23 protein-coding genes and 1 pseudogene are annotated in these 25,601 nt (G+C 66.0%); 15 read left to right on the top strand and 9 right to left on the bottom strand.

All coding sequences use genetic code 11. The features are described from left to right. Nucleotides 1–174: 174 nt before the first annotated feature. On the bottom strand, nucleotides 175–1,254 hold the full coding sequence (locus O1Q03_RS11865) for an FUSC family protein (protein WP_269503628.1): 1,080 nt from the start codon (nucleotides 1,252–1,254) through the stop codon (nucleotides 175–177). A 209-nt stretch (nucleotides 1,255–1,463) separates the two neighbouring features. After that, nucleotides 1,464–2,996, bottom strand: coding sequence for a sensor domain-containing diguanylate cyclase (locus O1Q03_RS11860; RefSeq protein WP_269503627.1), 1,533 nt, complete (start codon nucleotides 2,994–2,996; stop codon nucleotides 1,464–1,466). Nucleotides 2,997–3,593: 597 nt separating this feature from the next. On the opposite strand from O1Q03_RS11860, the gene O1Q03_RS11855 reads away from it, so the two are divergent. From O1Q03_RS11855 to O1Q03_RS11840, 4 genes are all read left to right on the top strand, one after another. After that, nucleotides 3,594–5,129, top strand: coding sequence for an amino acid permease (locus tag O1Q03_RS11855; RefSeq protein WP_269503626.1), 1,536 nt, complete (start codon nucleotides 3,594–3,596; stop codon nucleotides 5,127–5,129). A 296-nt stretch (nucleotides 5,130–5,425) separates the two neighbouring features. Next, nucleotides 5,426–5,671, top strand: coding sequence for a DUF3717 domain-containing protein (locus O1Q03_RS11850; protein ID WP_269503624.1), 246 nt, complete (start codon nucleotides 5,426–5,428; stop codon nucleotides 5,669–5,671). Nucleotides 5,672–5,891: 220 nt separating this feature from the next. Continuing rightward, on the top strand, nucleotides 5,892–6,809 hold the full coding sequence (locus O1Q03_RS11845) for a LysR family transcriptional regulator (RefSeq protein ID WP_269503623.1): 918 nt from the start codon (nucleotides 5,892–5,894) through the stop codon (nucleotides 6,807–6,809). 114 nt (nucleotides 6,810–6,923) lie between these two features. Further along, complete coding sequence (locus tag O1Q03_RS11840; RefSeq protein WP_269503621.1) at nucleotides 6,924–7,751, top strand: alpha/beta fold hydrolase; 828 nt, start codon at nucleotides 6,924–6,926, stop codon at nucleotides 7,749–7,751. Between the two features lie 42 nt (nucleotides 7,752–7,793). Here the strand turns inward: O1Q03_RS11840 and O1Q03_RS11835 are convergent, their stop codons facing one another. Together O1Q03_RS11835 and O1Q03_RS11830 are read right to left on the bottom strand one after the other, a co-directional pair. Next, entirely contained in the window at nucleotides 7,794–8,147 is a 354-nt protein-coding gene (locus tag O1Q03_RS11835; protein ID WP_269503619.1) for a hypothetical protein, read from the bottom strand. Nucleotides 8,148–8,368: 221 nt separating this feature from the next. Further along, a complete protein-coding gene (locus O1Q03_RS11830; protein WP_269503617.1) occupies nucleotides 8,369–9,013 on the bottom strand; it encodes a TetR/AcrR family transcriptional regulator in 645 nt (214 codons plus the stop codon). On the opposite strand from O1Q03_RS11830, the pseudogene O1Q03_RS11825 reads away from it, so the two are divergent. After that, nucleotides 8,967–9,488, top strand: a pseudogene (locus O1Q03_RS11825) (glycosyltransferase); the annotation flags it as partial. The gene O1Q03_RS11830 and the pseudogene O1Q03_RS11825 overlap by 47 nt on opposite strands. 122 nt (nucleotides 9,489–9,610) lie before the next feature. On the opposite strand, the gene hutC reads toward O1Q03_RS11825, so the two are convergent. Beyond that, complete coding sequence (gene hutC / locus O1Q03_RS11820) at nucleotides 9,611–10,306, bottom strand: histidine utilization repressor (RefSeq protein ID WP_269503615.1); 696 nt, start codon at nucleotides 10,304–10,306, stop codon at nucleotides 9,611–9,613. Nucleotides 10,307–10,796: 490 nt separating this feature from the next. Here hutC and O1Q03_RS11815 point away from each other — a divergent pair, with 490 nt between their 5' ends. From O1Q03_RS11815 to O1Q03_RS11795, 5 genes are all read left to right on the top strand, one after another. Continuing rightward, nucleotides 10,797–11,570 carry an ABC transporter substrate-binding protein gene (locus tag O1Q03_RS11815; RefSeq protein WP_269503614.1) on the top strand — a complete coding sequence of 258 codons (774 nt, stop codon included), beginning with the start codon at nucleotides 10,797–10,799 and terminating at the stop codon, nucleotides 11,568–11,570. 176 nt (nucleotides 11,571–11,746) lie between these two features. Continuing rightward, entirely contained in the window at nucleotides 11,747–12,436 is a 690-nt protein-coding gene (locus O1Q03_RS11810) for an ABC transporter permease (RefSeq protein WP_269503612.1), read from the top strand. Continuing rightward, a complete protein-coding gene (locus tag O1Q03_RS11805; RefSeq protein WP_269503610.1) occupies nucleotides 12,433–13,146 on the top strand; it encodes an ABC transporter permease in 714 nt (237 codons plus the stop codon). Before O1Q03_RS11810 ends, O1Q03_RS11805 begins: the two co-directional genes overlap by 4 nt. Before the next feature lie 33 nt (nucleotides 13,147–13,179). After that, nucleotides 13,180–13,947 (top strand): ABC transporter ATP-binding protein, encoded by a 768-nt coding sequence (locus O1Q03_RS11800; protein ID WP_269503609.1) that lies wholly within the window; start codon nucleotides 13,180–13,182, stop codon nucleotides 13,945–13,947. Nucleotides 13,948–14,017: 70 nt separating this feature from the next. Then, a complete protein-coding gene (locus O1Q03_RS11795; RefSeq protein ID WP_151065338.1) occupies nucleotides 14,018–14,452 on the top strand; it encodes a cupin domain-containing protein in 435 nt (144 codons plus the stop codon). 205 nt (nucleotides 14,453–14,657) lie between these two features. Here the strand turns inward: O1Q03_RS11795 and O1Q03_RS11790 are convergent, their stop codons facing one another. Then, nucleotides 14,658–16,016, bottom strand: coding sequence for a polyhydroxyalkanoate depolymerase (locus O1Q03_RS11790; protein ID WP_269503606.1), 1,359 nt, complete (start codon nucleotides 16,014–16,016; stop codon nucleotides 14,658–14,660). Nucleotides 16,017–16,318: 302 nt separating this feature from the next. On the opposite strand from O1Q03_RS11790, the gene O1Q03_RS11785 reads away from it, so the two are divergent. The 3 genes from O1Q03_RS11785 (at nucleotide 16,319) to O1Q03_RS11775 (ending at nucleotide 17,837) form a co-directional block, all read left to right on the top strand. Continuing rightward, complete coding sequence (locus O1Q03_RS11785) at nucleotides 16,319–16,969, top strand: glutathione S-transferase family protein (RefSeq protein ID WP_269503602.1); 651 nt, start codon at nucleotides 16,319–16,321, stop codon at nucleotides 16,967–16,969. A 215-nt stretch (nucleotides 16,970–17,184) separates the two neighbouring features. Then, complete coding sequence (locus O1Q03_RS11780; RefSeq protein WP_269503600.1) at nucleotides 17,185–17,319, top strand: HHHH-motif protein; 135 nt, start codon at nucleotides 17,185–17,187, stop codon at nucleotides 17,317–17,319. Between the two features lie 62 nt (nucleotides 17,320–17,381). Next, the gene (locus O1Q03_RS11775; RefSeq protein WP_269503598.1) at nucleotides 17,382–17,837 is read left to right on the top strand and encodes a hypothetical protein; all 456 of its coding nucleotides are present in this window, start codon (nucleotides 17,382–17,384) and stop codon (nucleotides 17,835–17,837) included. Between the two features lie 146 nt (nucleotides 17,838–17,983). Here O1Q03_RS11775 and O1Q03_RS11770 read toward each other — a convergent pair whose 3' ends face one another. From O1Q03_RS11770 to O1Q03_RS11760, 3 genes are all read right to left on the bottom strand, one after another. Beyond that, complete coding sequence (locus tag O1Q03_RS11770) at nucleotides 17,984–18,952, bottom strand: hypothetical protein (RefSeq protein WP_269503596.1); 969 nt, start codon at nucleotides 18,950–18,952, stop codon at nucleotides 17,984–17,986. A gap of 105 nt (nucleotides 18,953–19,057) precedes the next feature. Further along, nucleotides 19,058–20,701, bottom strand: coding sequence for a DUF2334 domain-containing protein (locus O1Q03_RS11765; RefSeq protein WP_269503593.1), 1,644 nt, complete (start codon nucleotides 20,699–20,701; stop codon nucleotides 19,058–19,060). A 12-nt stretch (nucleotides 20,702–20,713) separates the two neighbouring features. Further along, the gene (locus tag O1Q03_RS11760) at nucleotides 20,714–21,004 is read right to left on the bottom strand and encodes a hypothetical protein (RefSeq protein ID WP_269503590.1); all 291 of its coding nucleotides are present in this window, start codon (nucleotides 21,002–21,004) and stop codon (nucleotides 20,714–20,716) included. Between the two features lie 954 nt (nucleotides 21,005–21,958). Between O1Q03_RS11760 and O1Q03_RS11755 the strand changes: the two genes are divergently transcribed. Both O1Q03_RS11755 and O1Q03_RS11750 read left to right on the top strand, forming a co-directional pair. Then, complete coding sequence (locus O1Q03_RS11755) at nucleotides 21,959–23,899, top strand: glycosyl transferase family protein (protein WP_269503589.1); 1,941 nt, start codon at nucleotides 21,959–21,961, stop codon at nucleotides 23,897–23,899. Next, a complete protein-coding gene (locus tag O1Q03_RS11750; protein ID WP_269503588.1) occupies nucleotides 23,896–25,584 on the top strand; it encodes an NfrA family protein in 1,689 nt (562 codons plus the stop codon). Before O1Q03_RS11755 ends, O1Q03_RS11750 begins: the two co-directional genes overlap by 4 nt. Nucleotides 25,585–25,601 lie beyond the last annotated feature (17 nt).

Raw genomic sequence — 25,601 nt, 5'->3', positions numbered from 1 at the left:
TCGGCGTGAAATGGCGATCGAAACGGCCGTCGCGAACCGGTGAGCCGGCGCGTATTTCCGGGGCCCGATCGGTCGACGTGCGCGAATGCCGCCCCGGAACGCCGCGCTTTCGGGTTGAAATAAAAATGAAAGGTTGTCCCCGCTCGGCGCGATATTCGGCAAACGTCCGGGATTTTAAATATTCCACGCCCGCGCCGTATCGAGCAGTTTCTCGCGCAACTGATCCACTTCACCGGCCAGCTTGACCGTGATCGACACGTAGCCGGACAACTGCGGCGGCGGCAGCGGCGACGCGTCATGCGGCGGATCGGCCGGCCGGCGGCGCGGCGTGAGCCGGCTCGGCGTGCCGAACTTCAGCGCGCGGCTCGCGCCGACGAGCGTGTCGCGGATGCGCCGGTTCACGGCCTTCATCGCGGTGCGCACGTACTCGCGGGACGTCACGTCGTCGCGGGCCGGCACGGTGCTCGACAGGATCTCCAGATAGCCGATGCACAGGCGCAGGCCGCGCTGGATCGCCTCGAGCTGCGAGACCGGAATATCGCATTCCTTCGACACCGACGGCATCAGCGAGCGCAACTGCACGAGCAGCGTGCTCAGCGCGGCCATCTCCTTCAGGTGCGCGTCGTCGCTCACGTGCCGGTCGCCCGCGAGCCGCGCATGCACGGCCGCGCACGCGCGCAGCGCGTCGGCGAGCTTGTAGCGCCACGAGTAGGTCGCGTAGAGCGGCAGCGCGAACGAGAACGCCAGCGCGATCGCGATGCCGGTCAGCACGTTCACCGCGCGCCACAGGCCGTCGACGATCTCGTTGTCGCCGTGCCCGGCGACGATCACCATCGTGATCGCCGACAGCAGCGCGATATAGCCGGCCTTGCCGATCGCGTGATACGCGCAGAAGCCGCACGCGATCGCCATCAGCAGATAGATCGCGAGCGGCGCGTGCAGGAACGAGTAGAGCAGGATCAGCGCGCGCCCCGCGCGCGCGCCGATCGACGTGCCGAGCGCGCGCTCGGCCGCCTTCTTGCGGATGTTGCCGTGATGCTGCAGCCCGCCGACGACGATCAGCACGGTGATCGTCGACCATTCGCCGTGCGGCACGCGCAGGCCGGTGGACAGCGCGATCGACACGAGAATCGCGAGCGCGACGCGCGCCGCGTGGATCAGTTTCGCGTGCCGGTAGCGCCGGTACGGGTCCAGCAGCGGACGAAGCGTGTGGCGCACGAGCGGCGGCAGGCGGGAGGGGAGCTGGGCGGTCATGACGGATCGAGGGTGGCCGGCGGGCGGCCGGAATACGCGCGGGCGGCCTGCGCGGGCCGGCGCCGCGCCGCATGCGCAGCTGACGTAACGCTAGCTGAAGGTGTGCGGGCTGTCCACGCCGTCGCGGCGCGACGCGGCCAGCCGTCACGTCAGGTCACGCCACGCCACGTCACGTCACGCCACGTCACGTCACGTCACGTCACGTCCCGTCACGCGTCGGCCGCGCTCGGCTCCGGGCTTGACACGCGATTGCGGCCGCCTGACTTCGCGCGGTACAGCGCCTCGTCGGCCTGCCGCAGCAGCGTCGCGGCATTCACGCGCCCGCCGGTGGCGGTGGCGGCGCCGATGCTGGCCGTCACGTGGCCGTACGGGCTCGCGCCATGCGCGATGGCGAGCCCGGCGATCGCCCGGCGGATTGCTTCGGCGACGGTGGCCGCGCCCTGCGCATCGGTGTCGGGCAGCGTGACGACGAATTCCTCGCCGCCGTAGCGCGCGATGTGGTCGCCGTCGCGGCGCAGGCAGCACGATGCGGATTGCGCGACGCGATGCAACACGTCGTCGCCGGCGAGATGGCCGTAGTAGTCGTTGAACGCCTTGAAGTGATCGACGTCGACGAACAGCACCGACAGCGGGCGGCCGCTGCGCGACGCGCGCTGCGCTTCCTTCGCGAGCACAGCGTCGAACGTGCCGCGATTGTCGAGGCCGGTCAGCGAATCGGTGTGCGCGAGCCGGTACAGCTTCGACTCGGCCATCTGCCGACGCTTGAGCTCGCGCGACAGCGCGAGCGAGCCCCCGACGATGAATGCGGTGAACAGGCCCATCAGCACCGCGGTCCAGATCGCGCGATTGCGCCACGATGCGTAGATGTCGATCTCGGCCGGCGCGACGTCGACGATGAGCGGCAGGTTATCGAGATGCTTGTAAACATAGATGCGCCGCACGCCGTCGATCGTACCGACGCCGGTGAGCGCGCCTTCGCTGCGGCGCTGCGCCTCGATGAAGAGCGGGGCGTCGTGAAGGTCGAGGCCGACCACCCGCGCGTCGTACGGCAGGCGCGACACGAGCGCGCCGTTGTTCTCGACGATCGCCGCGCTGCCGTGCCGGCCGACCGCGAGACCGTCGAGCAGCGCGCGGAAGTAGTCGACGCTGAGCGTGCCGACGACGATGCCGCCGAAGCGGCCGTCGGCGAGCGTGATCCGGCGGCTGAGCGCGATCGTCAGTGCGCCGCCGCGCAGCCGGGATGCATAGGGCCGGCTGATGTAGAGGCCCTGCGCGAGGCGGTCGCGGTGCACGGCGAAATACGCGCGATCGGCGAAATTGCCGCCCCGCGGCGGCGACGCGGCCGAGTCGATCACGATATTGCCGTGCGGATCCATCACGAAAATGGCGCCGAGATACGCGCCGGTCGCCGCGCGATCGAACAGCAGCCGGTGACGCTGGCGCGGCGGCAGTGCCATCAGCTCCGGATCGGCGACACCGTCGACGACGTTTTGCAGCGACAGATCATACAGTTCGATATTGCGCGAAATATCGCGCTCGATCAGCAGCATCAGGTTGCGCGCATTTTGGACCGCATGGTCATATGCGTCGTGGCGCGCCTCGATTAACAGCGACGTGGAGAGTCCCCAGCTGAACAGCAGCAGCACGATGCCCGCGACGAGTACGCCGCGGGGCGACAAAACGCGTGCGACGGCCGCCGCGGTATGGCGGCGCAGCGCGGCGGGCAGCGGGTATGGCTTCATCCTCGGGGGGGCGGGGCGACGGGCAGTTGCGTCGTAGACGATGCCGCGCGCTAATATTTCGAATTAATCCGTATTATCTCGCGAATTCCTGAATTTTAGCCGGGCGATGCGAAACCTGCATGCGTGACTGGCGATCCCGAACCGTTACGCATGATTACCGCGTCCTGCGTGAACGATTTGATTTAAATCAATCGCGAGTGCATGTGTTTTGTCTGAATAATGGGGCGCATGCGGATTGCCTTGTCGGATTAATGCGCGATCCGGCCCTGCATCGAATACCGCTCGGGTATTGCGGCTTTGGCATTGCGAACCGGCCCTGAAAAAATACGGCTTTCTGTCCGGGCGCCGCCGCGGTCGGCGCGGCGCCGTGCGCGCTGCGTCCAACCCGTTGATTCTGCGGCGTCTGCATGCGATGGCGACGCGTCGGGACCGGAGCTGTCCCGCTGACGAATCAGGTAGAATCCGCGCTTCGCCGCAGGCGCCCGGCGCGCAACGCGTATCGGGGCCGCATCGAATGCACGGCAGGCGGCGCATCGCGCGCCCCGATCCCGCATGCGCCGGCCCCGGATGCCGGCCCGCTCAACGTTCGTCTCGTTTATGTCCGCAATCCCGAATTCCGACCAACCCGGTTCGTCCGCGAACCCACCCAAGCTTCATCGCGCGCTGAAGGCGCGCCACCTGACGATGATCGCCATCGGCGGCTCGATCGGCACGGGCCTGTTCGTCGCGTCCGGCGCATCGATTTCGCAGGCCGGCCCCGGCGGCGCGATGGTCGCGTACATGCTGATCGGCCTGATGGTCTACTTCCTGATGACGAGCCTCGGCGAAATGGCCGCGTTCATGCCGGTGTCGGGGTCGTTCGCGACCTACGGCGCGAAATACGTCGACGAAGGCTTCGGCTTCGCGCTCGGCTGGAACTACTGGTACAACTGGGCGGTGACGATCGCGGTCGAACTCGTCGCCGCGCAGCTCGTGATGCACTACTGGTTCCCGAACGTGCCGGGCGTCTGGTGGAGCGCCGCGTTCCTCGGCGTGATGTTCCTGCTCAACGCGCTGACCGTGCGCGGCTTTGGCGAAGCCGAATACTGGTTCGCGCTGATCAAGGTCGTCACCGTGGTCGCGTTCATCGGCGTCGGCCTGCTGATGATCTTCGGCATTCTGAAGGGCGCGCCGAGCAACGGCTGGGGCAACCTGACGATCGGCGACGCGCCGTTCGCCGGCGGCCTGCCGGCGCTGATGGGCGTCGCGATGATCGCGGGCTTCTCGTTCCAGGGCACGGAGCTGATCGGCGTCGCGGCCGGCGAATCGGAAAACCCGCGCACGACGATCCCGCGCGCGGTGCGCCAGGTGTTCTGGCGGATCCTGCTGTTCTATGTGCTCGCGATCTTCGTGATCGGCGTGCTGATTCCGTACACCGACCCGAACCTGCTGAAGAGCGACGTCACCGACATCGGCGTGAGCCCGTTTACGCTCGTGTTCCGCCACGCGGGCCTCGCGTTCGCGGCCGGCGTGATGAACGCGGTGATCCTGACGGCCGTGCTGTCGGCCGGCAACTCGGGCATGTACGCATCCACGCGGATGCTGTACAACCTCGCGACCGAAGGCCGTGCGCCGAAGCTGTTCGCGAAGCTGTCGCCGGGCGGCGTGCCGCGCAATGCGCTGTATGCGACCACCGCCGTCGGCGCGCTGTGCTTCTTCACGTCGCTCTACGGCGACAAGACGGTGTACCTGTGGCTGCTGAACACGTCGGGGATGACCGGCTTCATCGCGTGGCTCGGCATCGCGATCAGCCATTACCGGTTCCGCAAGGGTTACGTGACGCAGGGCTATTCGGTCGACCAGCTGCCGTACCAGTCGAAGTGGTTCCCGTTCGGCCCGCTGTTCGCGTTCGTGCTGTGTCTCGTGATCGCGCTGGGGCAGGACTATCAGGCGTTCCTCGCGAACCGGATCGACTGGGCCGGCGTCGCCGCGACCTACGTCGGCATTCCGCTGTTCGTCGTCGTGTGGCTCGGCTACCGGTTCATGAACAAGAGCCGGTTCGTGCGTTACGAGGACATGGAGATCGCGCCGTGGGTCGCCGCGAATCGCGGCGCGCAAGCGCAGCGCGTGACGAACCGCGAAACCGCCGGCTGATGCGGGCGCGGCACGCCGCCGCGCGAGCTCCGACGAAACGGGAAGCCCGCGGGCTTCCCGTTTTCTTTGTGCGCGATCGTGCTTGCCGACCCCGCTTTTTTTGTCGGCTTTCGCCTGCACGGGGTCAAAGCCGGTTATATTTCCCGACCCTACCGGGCTGCGGCCCGGCCGGCGCGACGAGCGCGGCGCGGATCGGCATCCGGCGTGTGCGCTGCCTGCGACGGCCGGCGGCGCCCGGCGTTTTCATCGTTTCGTCGCGGCCAGCATGGCCCGCGCAGCGCAACCCAGAGGAATCCATGAGCGCATCACCCGCCGAGCGGAAGGCCGGACCCGTTTCCATCGTGCGAATCGAAGCCGCGATCAATGCGTGGCGCGAAGTGTATCCGCCCGCCCCGGACGGCGAGGACGGCTACGTTCTGGACGCCGGCAGCAATTGTCTCGCCGAGCTGTACGGCGCGATGATCTGCTATCGGCTGCCGGACGTGCCGCTCGATTCGCTGAGCGACGCGCAGCGCGACGCGCTGTACGCGACCGAGGCATGACGCGCGGTCGCGCCGATGCCGCAGTGCAGCGTCGATGAAGGAACGGGAAGCCGCGCGCTTCCCGTTTTGTTTTGCGTTTTGCGCGATGCGGCTCGAACCGGTACCGACGCCGGCTGAGGTATCGTCATGGGATCGGGACAGGCACGCACGGGACGAAAGGCGCGAGCGTGGCCGGCGCGCTGCCGGATGAGCGTCCGGTGCCGGTCCGGGAGGGATCGAAATGGAGTTGAGACATCTCCGCTACTTCGTCGCGGTTGCCGAGGAGCGGAATTTCACGCGGGCGGCCGAGCGGCTGCACATCGCGCAGCCGCCGCTGAGCCGGCAGATCCAGCAGCTCGAGGACGAACTCGGCGTGCCGCTGTTCGAGCGCAACGCGCGGCCGCTGAAGCTGACCGACGCCGGGCGCTTCTTCTATTCGCACGCGGTGCAACTGCTCGCGCAGACGACCGAGCTCGAATCGATGACGAAGCGCGTCGGCAAGATCGAGCGCAGCATGTCGGTCGGTTTCGTCGGCTCGACGCTGTACGGGATGCTGCCGAAGATCATCCGGCGCTTTCGCAGCGAGTATCCGGCCGTCGAGTTGACCCTGCATGAAATGTCGACGATGGACCAGATCAAGGCGCTGAAGGAAGGGCGCATCGACGTCGGGTTCGGACGGATCCGCCACGAGGATCCGAGCGTGCGGCGGGTCGTGCTGCGCGAGGAGCGGATGATCGTCGCGCTGCCGGTCGGCCATCCGCTCGACGGCGCGAAGTCGGTGCTGTCGCTGCACGATCTCGTGCACGACACGCTGATCATCTTCCCGAAGGAGCCGCGGCCGAGCTATGCGGACCAGGTGCTCGCGGCCTTCCACGATCGCGCGCTGCAGCCGCGGCGCATCTACGAGACGCGCGAACTGCAGATCGCGCTCGGACTCGTCGCAATGGGCGAGGGCGTGTCGGTCGTGCCGCACAGCGTATATGGCCTGAAGCGCGACGACATCAGCTACAAGCCGCTCGACGACCCGAACCTCGTGTCGCCGATCATCATGAGCATGCGGATGCTCGACGAGTCGGAGGACATTCGCGCGATACAGGCGCTGATCTACCGGCTGTACGACGAAGCGCAGATGGAATACCTGCCGCCGCAGCCCGAATGAGCGGGCGCGCGATGGGGCTCGCCTGACGCGGCGCGCGGCGCCGGGCCACCATCACCGGCATTCGATGCGGCACGCCGGCGTGCCGCCGTTTTCATGCAGAACGACGACAGACAGATGACCGATATCGTGACCGAAGAGACTTTCGTCGAGACACCGCAAGGGCGTCTCTTTGCGAAGCGCTGGCGGCGGGCTGGCGCGCCTGAGCCGGCCGCGCCTAAGCCGGCCGCACCTAAGCCGGCCGCACCGATCGTGCTGCTGCACGATTCGCTCGGCTGTGTCGACCTGTGGCGCGATTTCCCCGCGCAACTGGCACGCGCGACGCGACGCGACGTGATCGCGTACGACCGGCTCGGCTTCGGCCGCTCGGATCGTCATCCGGGCCGGCTCCGCACGACGTTCGTGCGCGACGAAGCCGACCACGGGTTTCGTGCGGTGCTCGAGCACTTCGGCATCGATGCGTTCGTCGTGTTCGGGCACAGCGTCGGCGGCGGCATGGCGGTCGGCTGCGCGGCCGCGCAACCGACGCGTTGCCGTGCACTGGTGACCGTCGCCGCGCAGGCATTCGTCGAAGATCGCACGCGCGACGGCATTCGCGAAGCGGGCGAGCAGTTCGACGCGCCGGGCCAGCTCGACCGGCTCGCGCGCTATCACGGCGACAGGGCCGAATGGGTGCTGCGCGCGTGGGTCGACACGTGGCTGTCGCCGGCGTTTCGCGACTGGAGTCTCGACGACGAACTGCCGCACGTGCACTGCGCGACGCTCGCGATTCACGGCGAGCAGGACGAATACGGTTCGGACGTGCATCCGAAGCGCATCGCCGCGCGCGTGGCCGGGCCGTCGTCGCTCCTGCTGCTTGACGGATGCGGGCACATGCCGCACCGCGAGCGGACCGACGACGTGCTGGCAGCCGTCGCGACGTTCCTGCGCGACGCGGGCGCCTGAGCGCCTGAGCGCTGCTACGACCGGCGGGGCACGCCCGCCGAGTCAGAACGACAGCTGGATCGCGAGGTCGATCGCGAGGAGTGCGATCGAGCAGCCGATGCCGAGGATCACGTTCGGCAGGCGATGCTCGAAATCGCGATGATCCCGGCGCATCGCGGCGCCGAGCAGGAAGATCGCTTCGACGACGATCTGCAATCCGACGAACAGCAGCATCAGCAGGTACTCGTAACCCATCTGCTTGAATGCGGCGAATTGCATTCCGTGATCGCGGACCCACTGGCCGACGCGCAGCAGTTCGTAAACGAACAGCAAGGCGGGGAACAGGTAACTGATGAAGTACGTCGGCGCGGTGGCGTGCCGTAGTTCGAGGTGGAAGTGCTGATGCGTAGTAGCCATCACGAAGCCCTCCTTGCAATGCATGATTGCGGACTCGACGGCGGCGCAGCGATGTGCGGACTAGGGGATTGCCCGATGTATCGTGCGTGCCGTACGACATCAGCATACTGCGGCTCGGGAAATTTGGCATCCCGTCGCTGCATTCGTTGCGAAAATGCGTGCGCATCGCGCATCGCGCATCGCGCATCGCGATCAACGGCCGTCGCGCCAGCGGCCGCCGCTCAGGCGTTCGCTTGCGCGCCTTCGACGAACAGCTTCGCGATCGACTGGAATTCCCGTTTCAGCGACAACCCGGGCACGGTCAGCCAGCGCAGCATCGCCGCGAGATACAGGTGATGGAACCACGTCGCGAGCTGGTCGGCCTGCAGCGCGGCGTCCAGCTCGCCGGCTTGCTGGCCGGCCGCGATCAGCTGCTGCCACACGAGCGCGATGTCGCTGACGTTCTCCCCGCCGCCGTCCGGCTGCGCCGCCCCGATGCTCAGGAACCGATGCCGCAGATATGCGAGCAGGTAGACCGGATGCTGCTCGCACCACGCGGCCGACGCATCGAGCACGCACGCGAGCCGCGACGTGAAGCGCTTGCGTCGCGCAACGTCGCGTTGCAGGTGCGCGAGGTCGCGTGCGAGCTCACCCTCCAGCCAGTGCGCGAGCACGGCTTCCTTCGTCGGAAAGTGGTTGTACAGCGTGCGTTTCGCGACGTCGGCCTGCGCGGCGATCTGCTCCATCGTGACGGCGTCGTAGCCGTGCGCGTCGAACAGGCGTGCGCCCGTCGCGGCAAGATGCGCGAGCATCTGGATGCGCTTGCGCGCGCGGCGGCCTTTCCTCGAAGCGGGTGAGCCGCCCGCGTATGTCGGTTTCGGCAGCATGACCGGTTTCGACCGGGCCGCGATGGTCGATGCGCTGCTGCGCGCGCTCGACGGCCGGCGCGCATTGTTCTATCCGGGCTGGAGCGGTATCGATGCGTCGATGTTGCCGGCGCACGTGTGCGTGATCGGCGAGACGCCGCACGACTGGCTGTTTCCGCGCACGTCGATGGCGATTCATCATGGCGGATCGGGCACCACACATTCGGCTGCACGGGCTGGCATTCCGTCCGTCGTCGTGCCGTTCGCGGGCGATCAGTTCTTTTGGGCGAACCGGCTGCGGCGGCTCGGCGTGGCGAGTGCGCCGGTTGCGGGGCGGCGGGTGGATGCAGCCGCGCTAGCCCGCGCGATCGCATTCGCCGCGCGAGCCGACACGCGAGCACGTGCTGGCGAACTGGGTGCGCGTATCGCGCAGGAGGACGGGTTGCGGATCGCGATCGATGCAATCGAGCGCCATGTGCGCTCGGGTGTACGCTGACGCACGCCGCACGCCGCACGCCGCACGCCGCACGCCGCACGCCGCACGCCGCACGCCGCACCACGCGCCACGCACGACGTACCACCCATCACCGGCCGCGGCGTCCTGCGCCCCCGCCTGAATCAGAAATGCCCGGTGAACCGATAGCGGCTGCCCGGATGCCAAAGATTGGCGACCGACGCGACCATCCCCTGCGACCACGTGCGCCGATGCAGCAACAGGCAGGGTTCGCGCTCGTCCATCGTCAGGTGGCGGCGCGTTGCCGTGTCGGGCATCGCGGCCTCGATCCGGTATTCGACACGCTGCAGCGGCGCGACGCGCGTCAGGTACTGGTTCGGCGTCGTCGTCGTGAAGTCCTGCAACGCGTATTCCGGCGCGCAGGCCGGATTCACCCAGCGTTCTTCGAGCTGCACGGGCGTGTGGTTCTCGAAGTGCAGCACGCGCGAATGGAAGATCGCGCTGCCGGTGTCGAGCTGCAGCTCGTCGGCGAGCTTCGCATCGGCGACGGCCGCGCCGACTTCCAGCACTTGCGCGCGATAGCTGTGGCCGCGCGCGGCGACCTCGTCCGAGATGCTGCGGATCGCGACCAGCGTCGATTCGTATTTCGGTGACGCGACGTAGGTGCCGGAGCCGCGCGTGCGCGTGAGCACTTGCTCGGCCGTCAGCTCGCGCAGCGCGCGGTTGACCGTCATCCGCGCGACGTTGAATTCGCGCGCGAGCTCGTTCTCCGACGGCACCTGGTCGCCCTCCGCCCATTCGCCGGCATGGATGCGCGCGAGGATGAAGTCCTTGATTTCCTGATAGATCGGTGTGGTCATTGCGTTGCTGTTCAAGAGACGGCGGCCGCGTGCCGTCGCCGGTCGGCCTTCGTGCGGTGTCCGGGCGGAGTGTACCGGGTTCGACGCCGCGCGGCCCGACTGCGGACGGCCGGTTCGGGTTATCCCGGCAGGCATGCGAGCGCCGGATCGACGCGCCACGTGCGTGCAGCGACGCCGTCCGCGGGCCGGTACGTGCGGGAAAACGAAAAGTATAGACAGATCAATCCGTGCCGGCGCTACCCGAGTCACGCGGCGAAAGCTCGCCTTCAGCCTCGCGTAATGTGTAGTGAATTGAAATATAAGGGAAATTCGCTCATGGAAACAATCCGCCGACAATTAGAGATAAACACGGATTGCTGGCATCGGGGTGGAAAAGGCAAAGTTGTATGTACAACTTGGGCGCCGGCAAACGGAAGGCTCCCGGTTGGAAGGGTTCACGGCGGCGACGCCCGACGGGACCCGTGCCCAGTTCGCCTATGACAGGAACGCCATGAAGAAACTCGCGCTCAGTATTGCCCTTGCCTGCATCGCGGTCGGTGCCCACGCCAAGGATTGGTCGACGATCCGGTTCGGCGTCGACGCCAGCTATCCGCCGTTCGAATCGAAGGACGCAAGCGGCAAGGTCGTCGGCTTCGACGTCGATCTCGGCAACGAAATCTGCGCGCGCCTGAAGGCGAAATGCGTGTGGGTCGAGAACGATTTCGACGGGATGATCCCGGCGCTGAAGGCGAAGAAGTTCGACGGCGTGCTGTCGTCGATGTCGATGACGCCGGCGCGCGCCGAGCAGATCGCGTTCTCCGACAAGCTGTTCAACACGCCGACGCGCCTCGTCGCGAAGAAGGGCACGGGCCTGCAGCCGACGGCCGAATCGCTGAAGGGCAAGTCGGTCGGCGTCGAGCAGGGCACCATTCAGGAAACCTACGCGAAGGCGTACTGGGCGCCGAAGGGCGTGCAGGTCGTGCCTTACCAGAACCAGGACGGCGTGTACCAGGACTTGATGTCCGGCCGCCTCGACGCCGCGCTGCAGGACGCGGTGCAGGCCGACCTCGGCTTCCTGAAGACGCCGCGCGGCGCGAACTTCGATTTTGCCGGCAAGGACATCGACGATCCGAAGACGCTCGGCAACGGCGCCGGCATCGGCTTGCGCAAGGACGACGCCGACCTGAAGGCGAAGATCGACCACGCGATCGCCGACATCATCAAGGACGGCACGTACAAGAAGCTCGAGAAGAAGTACTTCGCGTTCGACGTCTACGGCGGCTGACCGTCGATGCGGCGCGCATCGGCTGCGATGCGTGCCGCATCGGTCACTGGGTGCCACTTGGCTTCGCATGATGCGTCCGGCCTGACGCGCGGACGGCATCGGGTCGTGCGGAGAACGCGCTCGATGCGCAGTCAATGGCGATTGATACTCCAGCCACATCGTTCTGGATCCCTTACATGATTTTCCAAGGATTTGGCCCGCTGCTGTGGGCCGGCACGGTCGAGACCGTGAAGCTCGCGGTGCTGTCGCTGGCCGCGTCGCTGATACTGGGCCTCGCCGGCGCCGCCGCGAAACTGTCGACCAACCGCGCGCTGAAATCGGTCGGCACCTTCTACACGACGCTGATCCGCGCGGTGCCCGACCTCGTGCTGATGCTGCTGCTGTTCTACGGGATCCAGATCCTGCTGAACAACGTGACCGACCTGCTCGGCTGGGACCAGATCGACATCGACCCGTTCGTGGCCGGCGTCGTCACACTGGGCTTCATCTACGGCGCGTACTTCACCGAGACGTTCCGCGGCGCGTTCCTCGCGGTGCCGCGCGGCCAGCTCGAAGCGGGCTTCGCATACGGGATGAGCGGCTGGCGCGTGTTCCATCGGATCCTGTTCCCGCAGATGATGCGCTTCGCGCTGCCGGGCATCGGCAACAACTGGCAGGTGCTCGTGAAGGCCACTGCGCTCGTATCGATCATCGGCCTCGCCGACGTGGTGAAGGCGTCGCAGGACGCCGGCAAGAGCACGCTCGATTTCTTCTTCTTCACGCTCGCGGCCGGCGCGATCTATCTCGCGATCACGACGGTGTCGAACGTCGTGCTGCACCACCTCGAGAAGCGTTATTCCGTCGGCGTCCGGAGGCTTGCACTGTGATCGAAATCATCAGCCAGTACTGGCAGAACTATCTGTACACCGACGGTTACCGCTTCAGCGGCCTCGCGATCACGCTGTGGCTGCTGGTCGTGTCGATCGCGCTCGGCTTCGCGCTGGCGGTGCCGCTCGCGATCGCGCGCGCGTCGTCGAACCGCTGGATCTCCGGCCCGGTGTGGCTCTATACGTACGTGTTCCGCGGCACGCCGCTCTACGTGCAGCTGCTGATGTGCTACACCGGCATCTACAGCCTGCAGGTCGTGCACAACCACGTGCTGCTCGACACGTTCTTCCGCAACGCGATGAACTGCACGCTGCTCGCGTTCGTGCTGAACGAATGCGCGTATGCGACGGAGATCTTCGCGGGGGCGATCAAGGCGACGTCGGCCGGCGAGATCGAGGCAGGGATGGCGTACGGGATGTCGCGCTTCAAGCTCTATACGCGCATCATCCTGCCGTCCGCGCTGCGCCGCTCGCTGCCGAGCTACAGCAACGAAGTGATCCTGATGCTGCACGCGACCACACTCGCGTTCACCGCGACGGTGCCCGACATCCTGAAGGTCACGCGCGACGTCAATTCCGCGACGTACATGTCGTTCCAGGCCTACGGCGTCGCAGCCGTGCTGTACGCCGCCGTCGTGTTCACGCTCATCTGGGCATTCCGCAAGCTCGAGACGCGCTGGCTCGCGTACCTCTCGCCGCGCAGCCACTAACGCATACGCAAGATTCGCAAGGAAGGACCAAGCATGTACAAGCTGACCGTTGAAAATCTCCACAAGAAATTCGGCGACAACGAGGTGTTGAAGGGCGTGTCGATGAAGGCGAAGGCCGGCGACGTGATCAGCATCATCGGCTCGAGCGGCTCCGGCAAGAGCACGTTCCTGCGCTGCATCAACTTCCTCGAGCAGCCGTGCTCGGGGCAGATCACGATCGGCACCGAGCCGATCCAGACCGCGCGCGATCGCAACGGGTCGCTGCGCGTGGCCGACCACAAGCAGCTGCAGCGCATGCGCACGAAGCTGTCGATGGTGTTCCAGCACTTCAACCTGTGGGCGCACATGACGGTGCTCGAGAACGTGATCGAGGCACCGATGGCCGTGCTCGGCGTCGGCAAGGACGAAGCAATCGCGCGGGCCCGCAAATATCTGGAGAAGGTCGGCCTGCCGACGCGCATCGAGAGCATGTATCCGTCGCACCTGTCGGGCGGCCAGCAGCAGCGCGTGGCGATCGCACGGGCGCTCGCGATGGAGCCCGAGGTGATGCTGTTCGACGAACCGACGTCGGCGCTCGATCCTGAGCTGGTGGGCGAAGTGCTGAAGGTGATGCAGAAGCTCGCCGAGGAAGGGCGCACGATGGTCGTCGTCACGCACGAGATGGGCTTCGCGCGCAACGTGTCGAATCACGTGATCTTCCTGCACCAGGGCAAGATCGAGGAGGAGGGCGATCCGCAGGAGATCCTCGTCAACCCGAAGAGCGAGCGGCTCGGACAATTCCTGTCGGGGCGGCTCAAGTAAGCGGGCGCGGTCGCAACCTGGAACGCTAAATGCTTGTCCCGGACGACTCTTTCGAGCGAGGAGCGCCACGATGAGCACGCCGACCCCTACCGCTTTTTCCCACGTGAAGCCGCAGGACACGCCGTATCAAGGCGAAGGCCTGCGCGACTTTTTCCTGTATCGCGATCTCGGCATCGCGGGCGCGACGAACGGCCGGGTCGTCGCGCAACTCGTCAGGGCGAATCATGCACCGGCGGCGGGCACCGGCTGGCACCGTCACGAGGCCGACTTCCACATCGTGATCATGCTGAAGGGCTGGGCGCGCTTCATGTACGGCGAGCGCGAGACGCTGGTGAACGCCGGCGACTGCGTGCACCAGGCGCCGGGAATCGTGCATTACCTGTTCGACTACTCGCCCGACATGGAGTATCTGGAGATCGTCGGGCCGGCCGATTTCAAGTCGATCGACGTCGAAGGGCCATGCGACGTCCCTGCGCCGACGCCGTGGGGCGACGCGGGCGCGTAAGCCCTCGTCGCGTCGGGCGCGACGCATCCGCAAGGCTGCGGTACGCCGCCTCCGGGCGGGCCGCGCATTGCCGGGCATCGCGCGCCGCGCCCCCGGCGCGGAGGGGATTCGCGTCGATGCCGGGTGCCGCGATGCTCGTCGCGGCAGCGCGGATTCAGCGCACGTGATCGGATTGCATGTCGGGCGTCGTCGCGGCAGCGCGGATTCAGCGCACGTGATCGGATTGCATGTCGGGCGTCGCCGCGTCGCGAAGGGTTGCGCGCGCATCGAGCAACGCGCGCAGCGTCACGTAGTGCGCGCCGCTCACGTCGCGGTCGGGATCGGCGGTGCGGTCGTACGGCTCGTTGTCGTGAATCGTCGCGCGCACGATCGGATAGATCTGCGTTTCCCAGCGGCTGCCGTTGAACACGCCGTAGTGGCCCGCGCCCGTCTGCACGTGATGCGTTTTCAGGTAGGACGGCAACCCCGAACACAGCTCCTGCGCGGCCACGGTCTGGCCCACCGCGCAGATGTCGTCCTTCTCGCCCTCGATCGTCAGCAGCGCGGTGCGGTGGATCGCGGCGGGCTCCACCAGCCGGCCGCCGACCGTCAATTCGCCGCGCGGCAGCGCGTACTGCTGGAACACTTTCTCGACCGTCTCCAGATAGAACTCCGCAGTGAGATCGGTCGTCGCGAAGTATTCGTCATAGAAGCGGCGCAGCGTGTCGGCTTTCGCCGGATCGCCTTTCGCACGCTCGAAGTAGAGGTCGGCAAACGACGCCGCATGGCGGTCGGGATTCATCGACATGAATGCGCCGACCTGCACGAAGCCCGGATACACGCAACGCTGCGCGCCGGCGAAGCCGGGCGGCACCACGCTGATCAGGTGGCGCGCGAACCAGTCGATCGGCCGGCTCGTCGCGAGCGCGTTGACCTTCGTCGGATTCACGCGGCAGTCGATCGGCCCCGCCATCAACGTCAGGCTCGCGGGCTGTGCCGGATCGCCGGCGGCGGCCATCAGCGCGACCGCCGAAAGCGCGGCGACGGTCGGCTGGCAGATCGCAAGGACGTGCGCGTCCGGGCCGATGTGCCGAATGAAATCGATCACGTGCGCGACGTATTCGTCGAAGCCGAAGCGCCCGGCCGACAGCGGGATGTCGCGCGGGTTGTGCCAGTCGGTGATGTACACGTCGTGATCGGCCAGCATCGTGCTGACCGTGCCGCGCAACAGCGTCGCGAAGTGCCCGGACATCGGCGCGACGATCAGCACGCGCGGCTGGCGTGCCACCGTGCGCGCCTTCCGGAAATGCAGCAGCGTGCCGAACGGCGTCGCCGCGGCGGCTTCCTCGACGATGGGTATCGTGTTGCCGTCGACGGTGATCGATGCGATGCCGAACGGCGGACGCCGGTGCGAGAACGCGCAGCATTCGAGCAGTTCGCACAGCGCGTCGACCATGCGGGCCGTCGGTGTCGACGCGGCGGGCGGCCACAGCGACATCGTCGCGCGCGTGGCGGCCGCCCATGCACGCGCCGGGCGCAGGCATTCCGCAGACCATTGGTAAAGCGGATAGGCAAGCAGGTTCATGGCCGTCGCTCGGTGCGTCACGTTGCGTTTAGCGAGGCAAGGGGTGTGCCAGCATTGCGCTGGCACGGGCGTTGCACGCGGTTTACGAACGCGGCGCGAAGCGCGGCGAATCATGCAGGCACGGGCACCGCATGCGCGCACGCCACACACGGCCGCCGCGGGGCGCGGCTGCCGATCCGGCGGCTGCATCGTGCGGCGCTGCGCCACTTCGGCGAATGCGCCGCACAGGTGTGGTGCGGTTCGGGCGGCGTGGCGTGCGCTTTCGGTGCGGGGGCGCAAACGGCAATCAGCAGGGGAGCGACATGGAATCGACATTGACCATCAGCAGTCGCAATTATTCGTCGTGGTCGATGCGCGGCTGGCTGCTCGCGAAACTGAGCGGGCTCGCGTTCGAGACGGTGAGCGTGCCGATCGACGCGGCATCGCGCGCGGAGCTGCTGCTGCTCTCGCCGTCGATTCTCGTGCCGTGCCTGACGCACGACGGCAGCACGGTGTGGGACACGCTCGCGATTGCCGAATACCTGAACGAGATTCGGCCGCAGGCGCGGCTGCTGCCCGACGATCGGCATGCGCGTGCGCATTGCCGTTCGATCTGCGGCGAGATGCACTCCGGCTTCAGCGCGTTGCGCTCCGCGCTGCCGATGAACCTGCGTGCGCATTTTCCCGGTTTCCGGATCTGGTCGCGCGCGCAGCACGACATCGAGCGCATCGTGACGATCTGGCGCGAATGTCTGTCCGCGTACGGCGGCCCCTGGCTGTTCGGCGCGCAGATCGGTATCGCCGATGCGATGTACGCACCGGTCGTCACCCGGTTCCTGACCTACGACGTGAAACTCCCGCCCGATATCGCCGACTACTGCATGCGCATGCTCGCGCATCCGTTCGTCGCGGAATGGATCGATGCGGCGAAAGCGGAGCACGAGGACATCGACGAACTCGACATGGAGTTTTGACCGCCGCGCTGCCGCCGCGCGTGCAGTGGGATGACGGCACGCGCAACGACTGAAAGCATCGAAAGCCTGTGAGTGCGCAACGGTCGGCTTTATCGACGTTGCGCGGTCGATGTCAAAGATCGTCAATTCCGCGTGGAGGCGGTACACCGGGATCCGTTGACCGGCGTTAAGGAGATACCAGCCGGACAAGCGGCTGGCCTACCCGGGAGAGTTCCATGAACCGCATCGCGAAGATTCTGACGGCCACGGCACTGGCTTGCGCCGTTCTCGTTCCGGCACTCGCCGAAGCGCATTCGCACCGTGTGTGCCATTTCGATCACCACCACCGCATGTGCCGCTGGGTGCGGTAGTCGCGACTTTCCTCGGGCGCGCCCCGGGACGCTGTCCACATTCACGCAAATCAGGAGTGGAAATGAAAAAGACGATGTTGATCGCCGTGCTCGCTGCCGGCATGGGGCTGTCGCTCGGTGCGTTCGCCCAGGTTCCGGCCAGCGCGCCGGCCGGCACGACCGGCCTGTGCAAGGACGGCTCGTTCTACTCGGGCGCGTCGAAGAAGGGCGCATGCGCGGGTCACAAGGGTGTGAAGACGTGGTACGGCGCGTCGGCGGTAGCCGCCGCCAGCGCACCGGCCGCAGCCGCGCCTGCCACCGCGGCTTCGACCTCCGCCGCAGCAACCGCGAAGACCGCGCCGGCGAAGACCGCGGCAGCCGGCGGCGGCGCGGGCCAGGTGTGGGCCAACGACAGCACCAAGGTCTATCACTGCTCGACCGACAAGTACTACGGCAAGACGAAGCACGGCAGCTACATGTCGGAAGCCGATGCGAAGGCGAAGGGCTTCCATCCGTCGCACGGCAAGGCCTGTTCGTAAGCCGGCCGCGCGAGTCCTGCTCGCGCATTGCCCGCCGGCTGTCTGCCGGCTATCACGCCCCGCCGTTCGAGCGGGGCGTTTTTCCATCTGCCGTCGATCGACCCGACGCAGGCCGTCAGCATTGCCGCCGCTGTGCGCCAGGATCGTCAGTGCGCGGGTGCGGCGGGCGCGGATGCGGGCGCCGGGGGCGTTCCGGTGACGAGGGCGCGGGTGAGATCGTTCGACACGTAGTGCGGACCATCGAACAGATAGACCTCGTAGCCGCGGTAAGCGGCCAGCTGCCGGCGCAGTTCGTCGGCGGTGGCCGGACGGAATCCGCCGTGTTCGGACGGCCGGAACGCCTCCGCGATGATCCGAACACGTTGTTTCCCCAGGCGCGAGGCCAGCGCGTCGATGTAACTGCGTGCGACGTAGGGTTCGCGCGCATAGACGCCGCAGCCGTCCTGGAGAAACACGCCGACGTCAGCGGGAAGCCACGCTGCGAGCCAGTCGGTCAGCGGTTTCCCGCCGATATTGGTCTGGTCGTACACGCTCACCCACAGCGGCCGCGGCAGTTTCTGCAGGATCTCGGCGAGCTTGGGCGCGTTCTGCCAGGTCGGATCGATTTCGACCGGGAAGTAGTAGCCGACGACATGCAGCGGCACGCGCACGCGGGCGACTTGCGCGGACTGCTCCGCGAGTGTCGACAGATGGGTACGCGCACGCTTTTCGTCCTGGTAGCCGGCGAGGCCCAGAATGACGTTTTGTGCCCACGGCTCGCGGCCGATACGCTCCCAGTCCGGAAGGTCCGCCGCGGCGCCGATGCTGGTGCCGGGCAGGTAAGCGGTATCGTCGACCACGCTCCACTGGATCAACAGATCGTGGATGCCGAGCATCTGCCAGTTCCCGGCCGGATGGGTCGTCGCGTTGTCCAGCTGCCAGACGATGCCGTCGGCATGCACGTCGTGCGGCGTCCAGCTACACGCGGCCATGACGAGCGATGAGCCGACGGCGGCGAACGTCGCCGCGCGCGATGAATGCGGTGCGGCCGAGCGCCGGCGCGCCCGGCTTGCGTGCAGAAACCGGGCCGCGCGCTGTCGAATGCCGCGCAAGGCCCGGGTGGCGTACGTGATCATCGCGGCCTCCCCGGAAGCATCCCCGCGCGTCATCGTAGCCGATCACATGCAAATGTGCGACCCGCCTGACTGCTGCGGGTCGCACGAGGCTTTCGCCGGCGCGTGTCACTTGGCCGTCGTGCCGTCCACCCACGTATAGCCGAGGTTCGTGATGCCCGTCACGAGACTCTGGAAGTCCTGGAGCGCCGGCAATCCGAGGTCAGGTTCGAGCCAGTACGGATGGAAGAAGAACGACGCGAAACCGTCCCGCACCGCGAGGCCATACTGCGCGTTGGTGACGAGTGTCTGCCACGGGTACGCGATGCACGAGAACTGGTCGACGTTGCAGATGTTGTACTGGATGCTGCCCAGGTTCTCCGGAATGATCCGCTGACCGTAGTAGTCGGAGTTGATGATGTACGGGAAGAACTGCCCGGCCGAGAAGTCCTGGTTGGCGGCCCCTGTACCGATTTGCGGATTGGTCGACGTGTAGTAGACGGCCCGCTGGAACGTGGTCGGGAACGTCTGCGCCGTGGCCGCCGCTGCGTTCGGCGACATCTGGTACTGCGGCGCGGCCCAGCCGACGACCTTGTAGCCGTTGGTCGTGAACTCGAGCATGCCATCGGTCATTCTGCCTTTCGCCCATTGCACGGAGTCCTCATCGACCGGACGATTCTGCACCGCGAACCAGAACTCGTAGTCGCTGCCGCTCACCGCGGTCAGCAGATTCGGTGTCGAGTCGTACTGGTGCGTAAGCCCGTGCATGACGATCGAGCCGCCGCGCGGGATCGCATAGTTCAACGCACTCTTGAGGCCCGTCGCCTGCGCGAGGTGGATCGTCTCCGGGACGCCGCCGTTGTAATACCCGTTCGGATCGGTATACACCGGGATGGTCGCCATCGTGAACTTGATGTTCTTCGAGTACAGGTAGTCCGTCAGCTGTTTCATCGAAGACGTCGTCGTGTACGCGTCGAGGTCCTCGAGACGGACGAGCGCACGATGATTCACCGGTGCATTGGTCTGCAGGATGTCGTGCAGCATGTCGCAGATCACGAGGTAGCGATCCGTCGGGCCGATGTACGAGAACGGCATGTCGGCGAAGTACCAGAACTTGCCAGAGCGAATCACGTACGGCGCGGTGGCGCCGGTCTTGCTGTTCTTGATGGTGACGAGCGTCTGGGCCTTCGTGGCGTCGCTCACCTGGGTCAGGCCGACATCCGGGTCCGCGCTGATGACGCCGGTCGACGCGTTATACGCGTAGTACTTGACCATCGACAGGTTCTTGTACGAGACGGTGTCGTAGAAGCCCGGGTTCGGATTGCTCGACGAAGGCGCCGCGTTCATTCCGGCAAGGCCGAGGAAGTTGATCCCGTAGGTCTGGTTGAACGTGTAGGCCGTGTTCCACGCGAGCTGCCACAGGTTGTACTTGAACCAGACGACGGTCTTCGTGGCGGTCATCACGTCGCTCATGAACGCAGCGGGGATCGTATTGTTGTAGTAGTCGCCGACGTAGAACGTCGCATCGTGGCTGCCGATCATGCCGGCCGTGTAGTTCTGTATCGGTACCATGTCGACCGTCGTGTTGAAGTGGCCGAGCAGGTTGCGCAACATGATGCTGTACATCAGCCCGAGCTTCGAATACGCATTGTTGGGCGGGTTATCGTACAGCACGAGCGTATGGGCGGTGGTGGCCTGAGCGTGCGCGGTGCCCGGCAATGTGAGTTGCGCGAGTCCGGCAAGCAGGGCGATGACGATCAAGATCTTTTTCATGGCCGTTTCTCCCTAGTCGCGTTCAACGTTGCCGTTGTTTTTCTTGACGAGCTTCCGGTCGAACTTGGGACGCCCCGTCTCCTTGTATGCCTTCTCCCAATCCTCTTCGGACATGCCTGCCTTGATTTGGACCTGGGCCGAACCGATCGGCAGTGGCGGCGGCTTGATCTTGCCTGACTGCTTGGTCTGATCCGCACTCGCCTGCTGCGTCGTGCCGATGACGACGAGCGCAGGAACCAGAGCAGCGAGTAGCGCGACGGTGCTCAACCCGTTTCGAAAAGATTGATTGCGACGATAAGGCATGATTTTCATCCTCTGATATGCAGATTGGTTGCATCGCTGCAACGAAACGACCACGGCCCGATGCCCTTCAGAATCGGGATGCCGCGTCGCGTTTTTCGCCTGGCACCGGACAAAAATCGTGCCCCGGATGGCAGTGTTTTCAAGCTAAAAACGTACCATCCGTCGCAAATGGATGCTGGGCCGCGCTACCCGAATTGGCGCGTCACGGCGGCTCGAAAATGGCCCGATAAACGTTTCATGCTTGCAACAGCGCTGTTTTCGCGCATTCGTTTGGCTACTGTCGAAGTGTGTTCGGACGATTCAGGGAAAACCAGTTGCGTGTCACGCTCGATATAAGGCCACGCTGCAATTCGTGGTGGGTGCGCGCGCGAGCGAAGACGACCGATGTGCGCGCTTGCCCGCGGTCGATCCGCGCTTTTTCGTGCGGGGACCGTCGTCATCGCGTGCCGATTGCGCGGCACGCGACGCGAAACGCGCTTTTCTCACGATCGGCCGATGCACGTTGCAGCACTGAAACGTTTGGCCCGGATTCGTCGACCAAATCCCTGTTTGCACACGTCGATGCCTTGAATATCAAGGGCTGCGCGGGCGATGGCGCATGACTTGCTTCACGACCTGAGCAGCGCGAAGCCGTTGCATGACCGGCGGCTGTCCCGACAGCAGGCTGCATGCGTCGATGATCTCAACGTGCATCGAGATGCACGACGCAAGCCGGCACGCAAGTGCGTAGCGTCGAACGGCACGCATCGAATACGTTGCATCTTTGAACGACGTTGCGCGCGTGAATCGGAAAGCGCCACGGGCGACGGCGTATTCGAACGCGGGCGGTTGTCGTGGTGCAAGCCGCGGGGGCGGGGCGTGACGGGGTGACGGGGTGACGAGGACGGAGCGCTTTTCGTCCGAGTTGGGTGTGAGGGGGAAGCAATACCAACGAGCGCACATATCGGGACGATGATGAGCCAACTAATATGGAGTACGTATATAAATGGATTGACTGCCGTCGCCATCATGACGGCCGTCATCATCCTGGTCAGCACGCTGGATGATCTCGTGCTGGACGCCTGTTACTGGTCGTTCGAGATCGGGCGCCTGCTGCGTCACGAGCCAACGCAGACCATCGATGTCGGCGCGCTGCGTGCACTGGAAGAGCGCTATCTGGCGCTCATGGTGCCGGCCTGGAAAGAGTATGACGTGATCGCCAAAATGATCGAAAACACGTTGGCGACCCTCGAGTACGAGCGCTACGTCATCTTCGTCGGGACCTATCACAACGACGCCGAAACCACCGCGGAAGTCGAACGGATGGTGCGCCGGTATCCGGGGCGGGTGACGCGCGCGACCGTCATGAACGACGGGCCGACCTGCAAGGCCGACTGCCTGAACTGGATCGTCGGATCGATCCTGCGCTACGAAGAGACCCACCATATCCAGTTCGCCGGCGTCGTCATGCACGACTGCGAAGACGTCATTCATCCGGTGGAACTCAAGTATCTGAATCATGCGGTAGCGGACAGCGACCTCGTCCAGCTCCCCGTGCTGTCGTTGCCGCGGAAATGGAACGAGTTCGTCGCCGGCTGCTATCTCGACGATTTCAGCGAAACGCACCAGAAGGATGTGCCGGTACGCGGGCGCCTGACGGGCGTCGTCCCGGGTGCGGGCGTCGCGTCGTGTTACAGCCGGCGGTCGATCGAAGCGGCGATGAAGGCGCGCGGCGGCTCCGCGTTCAACACCGCTTCGCTGACCGAGGACTACGACTTCAGCTTCCGGCTGAGAGACCTCGGGATGAAGGAGACGTTCGCGCGCTTTCCGCTGTCGGATCGCACGCGCGATACCGATGCACGGCGCGCACCGGGCGGCGCCGTCAACCAAAACCTGCTGGCCACGCGCGAATATTTTCCGAAGACCTTCCGGACCGCCTATCGGCAGCGCGCGCGCTGGATCCTCGGCATCGCGTTCCAGGGCTGGGAGCAACTGGGCTGGAAGGGCGACCTCCTCACCCGGTACATGTTCTTTCACGATCGCAAGGGCGTCGTGACATCGCTGTTCTCGGTGGTCGCGTATGCCGTGCTGCTCAACTTCCTGCTGGTTGCCGCGTTGCAAAGCGCCGGGCTGGCCGGCCCCATCGGCGGGCCGCTCGCCGAGGCCGCCACGTGGTTCGCGCCGCTGCTGTGGGTGAACACGATCATGCTGTTCGTGCGCGCCGGGCAGCGCTACTACTTCGTCAGCAGGTTGAACGGCCGGTTGCAGGGGCTGCTGTCGATTCCGCGCATGTTCGTCAACAACCTGATCAACTTCTGCGCGGTGTGTCGCGCGTGGCGCATTTATCTGAACCATCTTGCGAGCGGCAAGCCGATCGCGTGGGACAAGACCAGCCATACCTACCTGTCGAACGAAGCGCTCGGGAAGGTTCGCCAGAAGATCGGCGAGATCCTGGTCGGCTGGGGCGTGGTCACGCTGGAGCAGCTGCAGGCAACCCTCGACAAGCAACTGACGTGCGGCAGGCGGCTGGGCGAGCTGTTGCTCGAAGACTGCGCACTGTCGCCCGAATCGCTGGCTGATGCGATCGCCGAACAGGCCGAACTGCCCCGCGTGAGCCTCGGCAACGTCGCGGTGGGCCACTTCGCGGATGCGCTCGCCTTCGAGGTGCAGTACACGTACCACGCCGTCCCGTTTTCGACCGCGGACGACGGAACCTTGAACGTTGCAGTCGGACGTCCGCTCACGCTGGACGAGCAGGACGTCGTGCGGCGCGGCGCCAGGTCGAAGGTTGCCTATTTCATCGCGAGCGATGCGGAGATCGCAGCCGAACTGGCCCGGCACTCGCGCTTCGTCGAATTTGCGCGGACCCGCGGCGACGCCGCGCCGCCGGAGAAGCCGCTGGGAGAACAAGCATGAAACGCGCGACACGCCCGATCGCGACGAGCCTCCAGCGCTGTGCACGGCTGAGCGCATTGGCGGTCGCCATGTCGCTCGTCTGGCAGGCGCCGGCATTCGCCGCCCGCCCACTGACACCCAGAGCCTATCGGCTCGCCGACGGCGCATACAAGGCCATCAATGCAGGCGACCTGCCGCGTGCGGAAAACAACGTGTTGCGCGCGTTGCGGATTCAGCCCGGAAGCGAGCAGCTCGGGCTGCTGCTCGTCGACGTGTACCGGCGCGAAGGCAAGGTCGACGAAGCGGACGCGGTGGTCGAATCGCTGAGCACCCGGTTTCCGAAAAGCGCGCCGGTACTCGCGCAACACGGCTACATGGCGCAGCGGCAGATGCGCTACGACGTCGCGTGCAGCGATTTCTCGGCGGCCGTCACGACCGGAAAGTGGAGCGGCGAGCAGCAGCGCAACCTGCGCCTCGCGTGGGCGGACAGCGCGCTCGCGGCGAAGCGCCCGCACGAAGCCGGCGTGGCGCTGGCGCCCCTCGCCGGCGAAAAGTCGGCCGCGATCCAGGTGCGCATCGCGCAGATGAGCTTGCAGGCGGGCGACAACGAAAGCGCGATCCGCGTGGCCGAGCTGGCGGCGGGCGACGCGACGTCCGATGGCGACCGCAACATGGCCGCGTCGATCGTCGCGCAGGCGCGGCAAGCCGATCAGCCGGCGCCGGCGGACGACACCGCGATGCGGAAACTGCAGGAGGCCTACGACCTGCTTCGCGAACACAAGGATCAGGAGGCGCTCGACGCATTTCACGAGGGGTTCGCCGGCGGCGCGGGCAACGCGATGAACTACGCGGACGCCGGCTATGCGGCCAAGCGGATCGGCTTGAACGAGCAGTCCGTGCAGCTCTTCGAGCACAGTCTCGACGCCGATGAAGACGAACATGCATTCGACTCGCAGCGCAAGTTCGGCTATCGGCGGGAAGTCGAGCAACTGGAGCGCAGGTGGGGTTTCGTGCTGAGCGCGCCGTACCAGTCGGCCGCGTTCGGCCCGCAAGGCACGATCAGCGTCCTTCAGCCTGGTGTCGAGGCGTACTGGCAGCCGCCGAAGATCGGCTATCAGAACGGTCGCATCCTGCAGTTCTTCGTGCGCGGATACGGCACGGCCTACGATGGTAACGGCAACGTGACGGGCATGCCGACCGTGCAGGGATCGGTCGGGGCGCGCTACAAGCCGCTGGCCGACCAGAACGTAGTGTTGACCGCCGAGCGGCTGTTTCACATCGGCAGCCTGTCGATGACGGACTGGCTGATGCGGCTCGGCTATTCGTCGGAGGGCGGCACCGACCTGAGGGTCACCGAACCGAGCTGGCGCAGCTGGCAGGCGTATGTCGAAGGCGCGTATTTCATCAAGGCAGGGCGCTACATCATTTATTCGGAGCTGCGTTACGGGCACACGTGGCGCTTGCCGATGATCAGCGACCGGCTGACCGTCTATCCGCACGTCGCGGTGGCGGGCGATCACGACAATCGCGAGTCGGACCAAACGGCAATCGGTGCGGGGCCCGGCATCCAGGTGCGGTACTGGTTTCGCGAAGGCAGGTATACCGCGCCGGCAAGCTATCTCGACGTGACGGTGCAATACCGGTTCGGGGTGACGTCAGCGGCCCGCGCACGTGGTCTCGTGGTGCGCGCGACATTGTGGTTCTGAGCGACTGCGCTGACGGT

The organism is Burkholderia sp. IMCC1007 (assembly GCF_027257875.1).
In the GTDB taxonomy this organism is placed as follows: Bacteria; Pseudomonadota; Gammaproteobacteria; order Burkholderiales; family Burkholderiaceae; genus Burkholderia.
The sequence above is the reverse complement of the archived record's forward strand: the minus strand, read 5'-3'. Positions and strand labels throughout refer to the sequence as shown.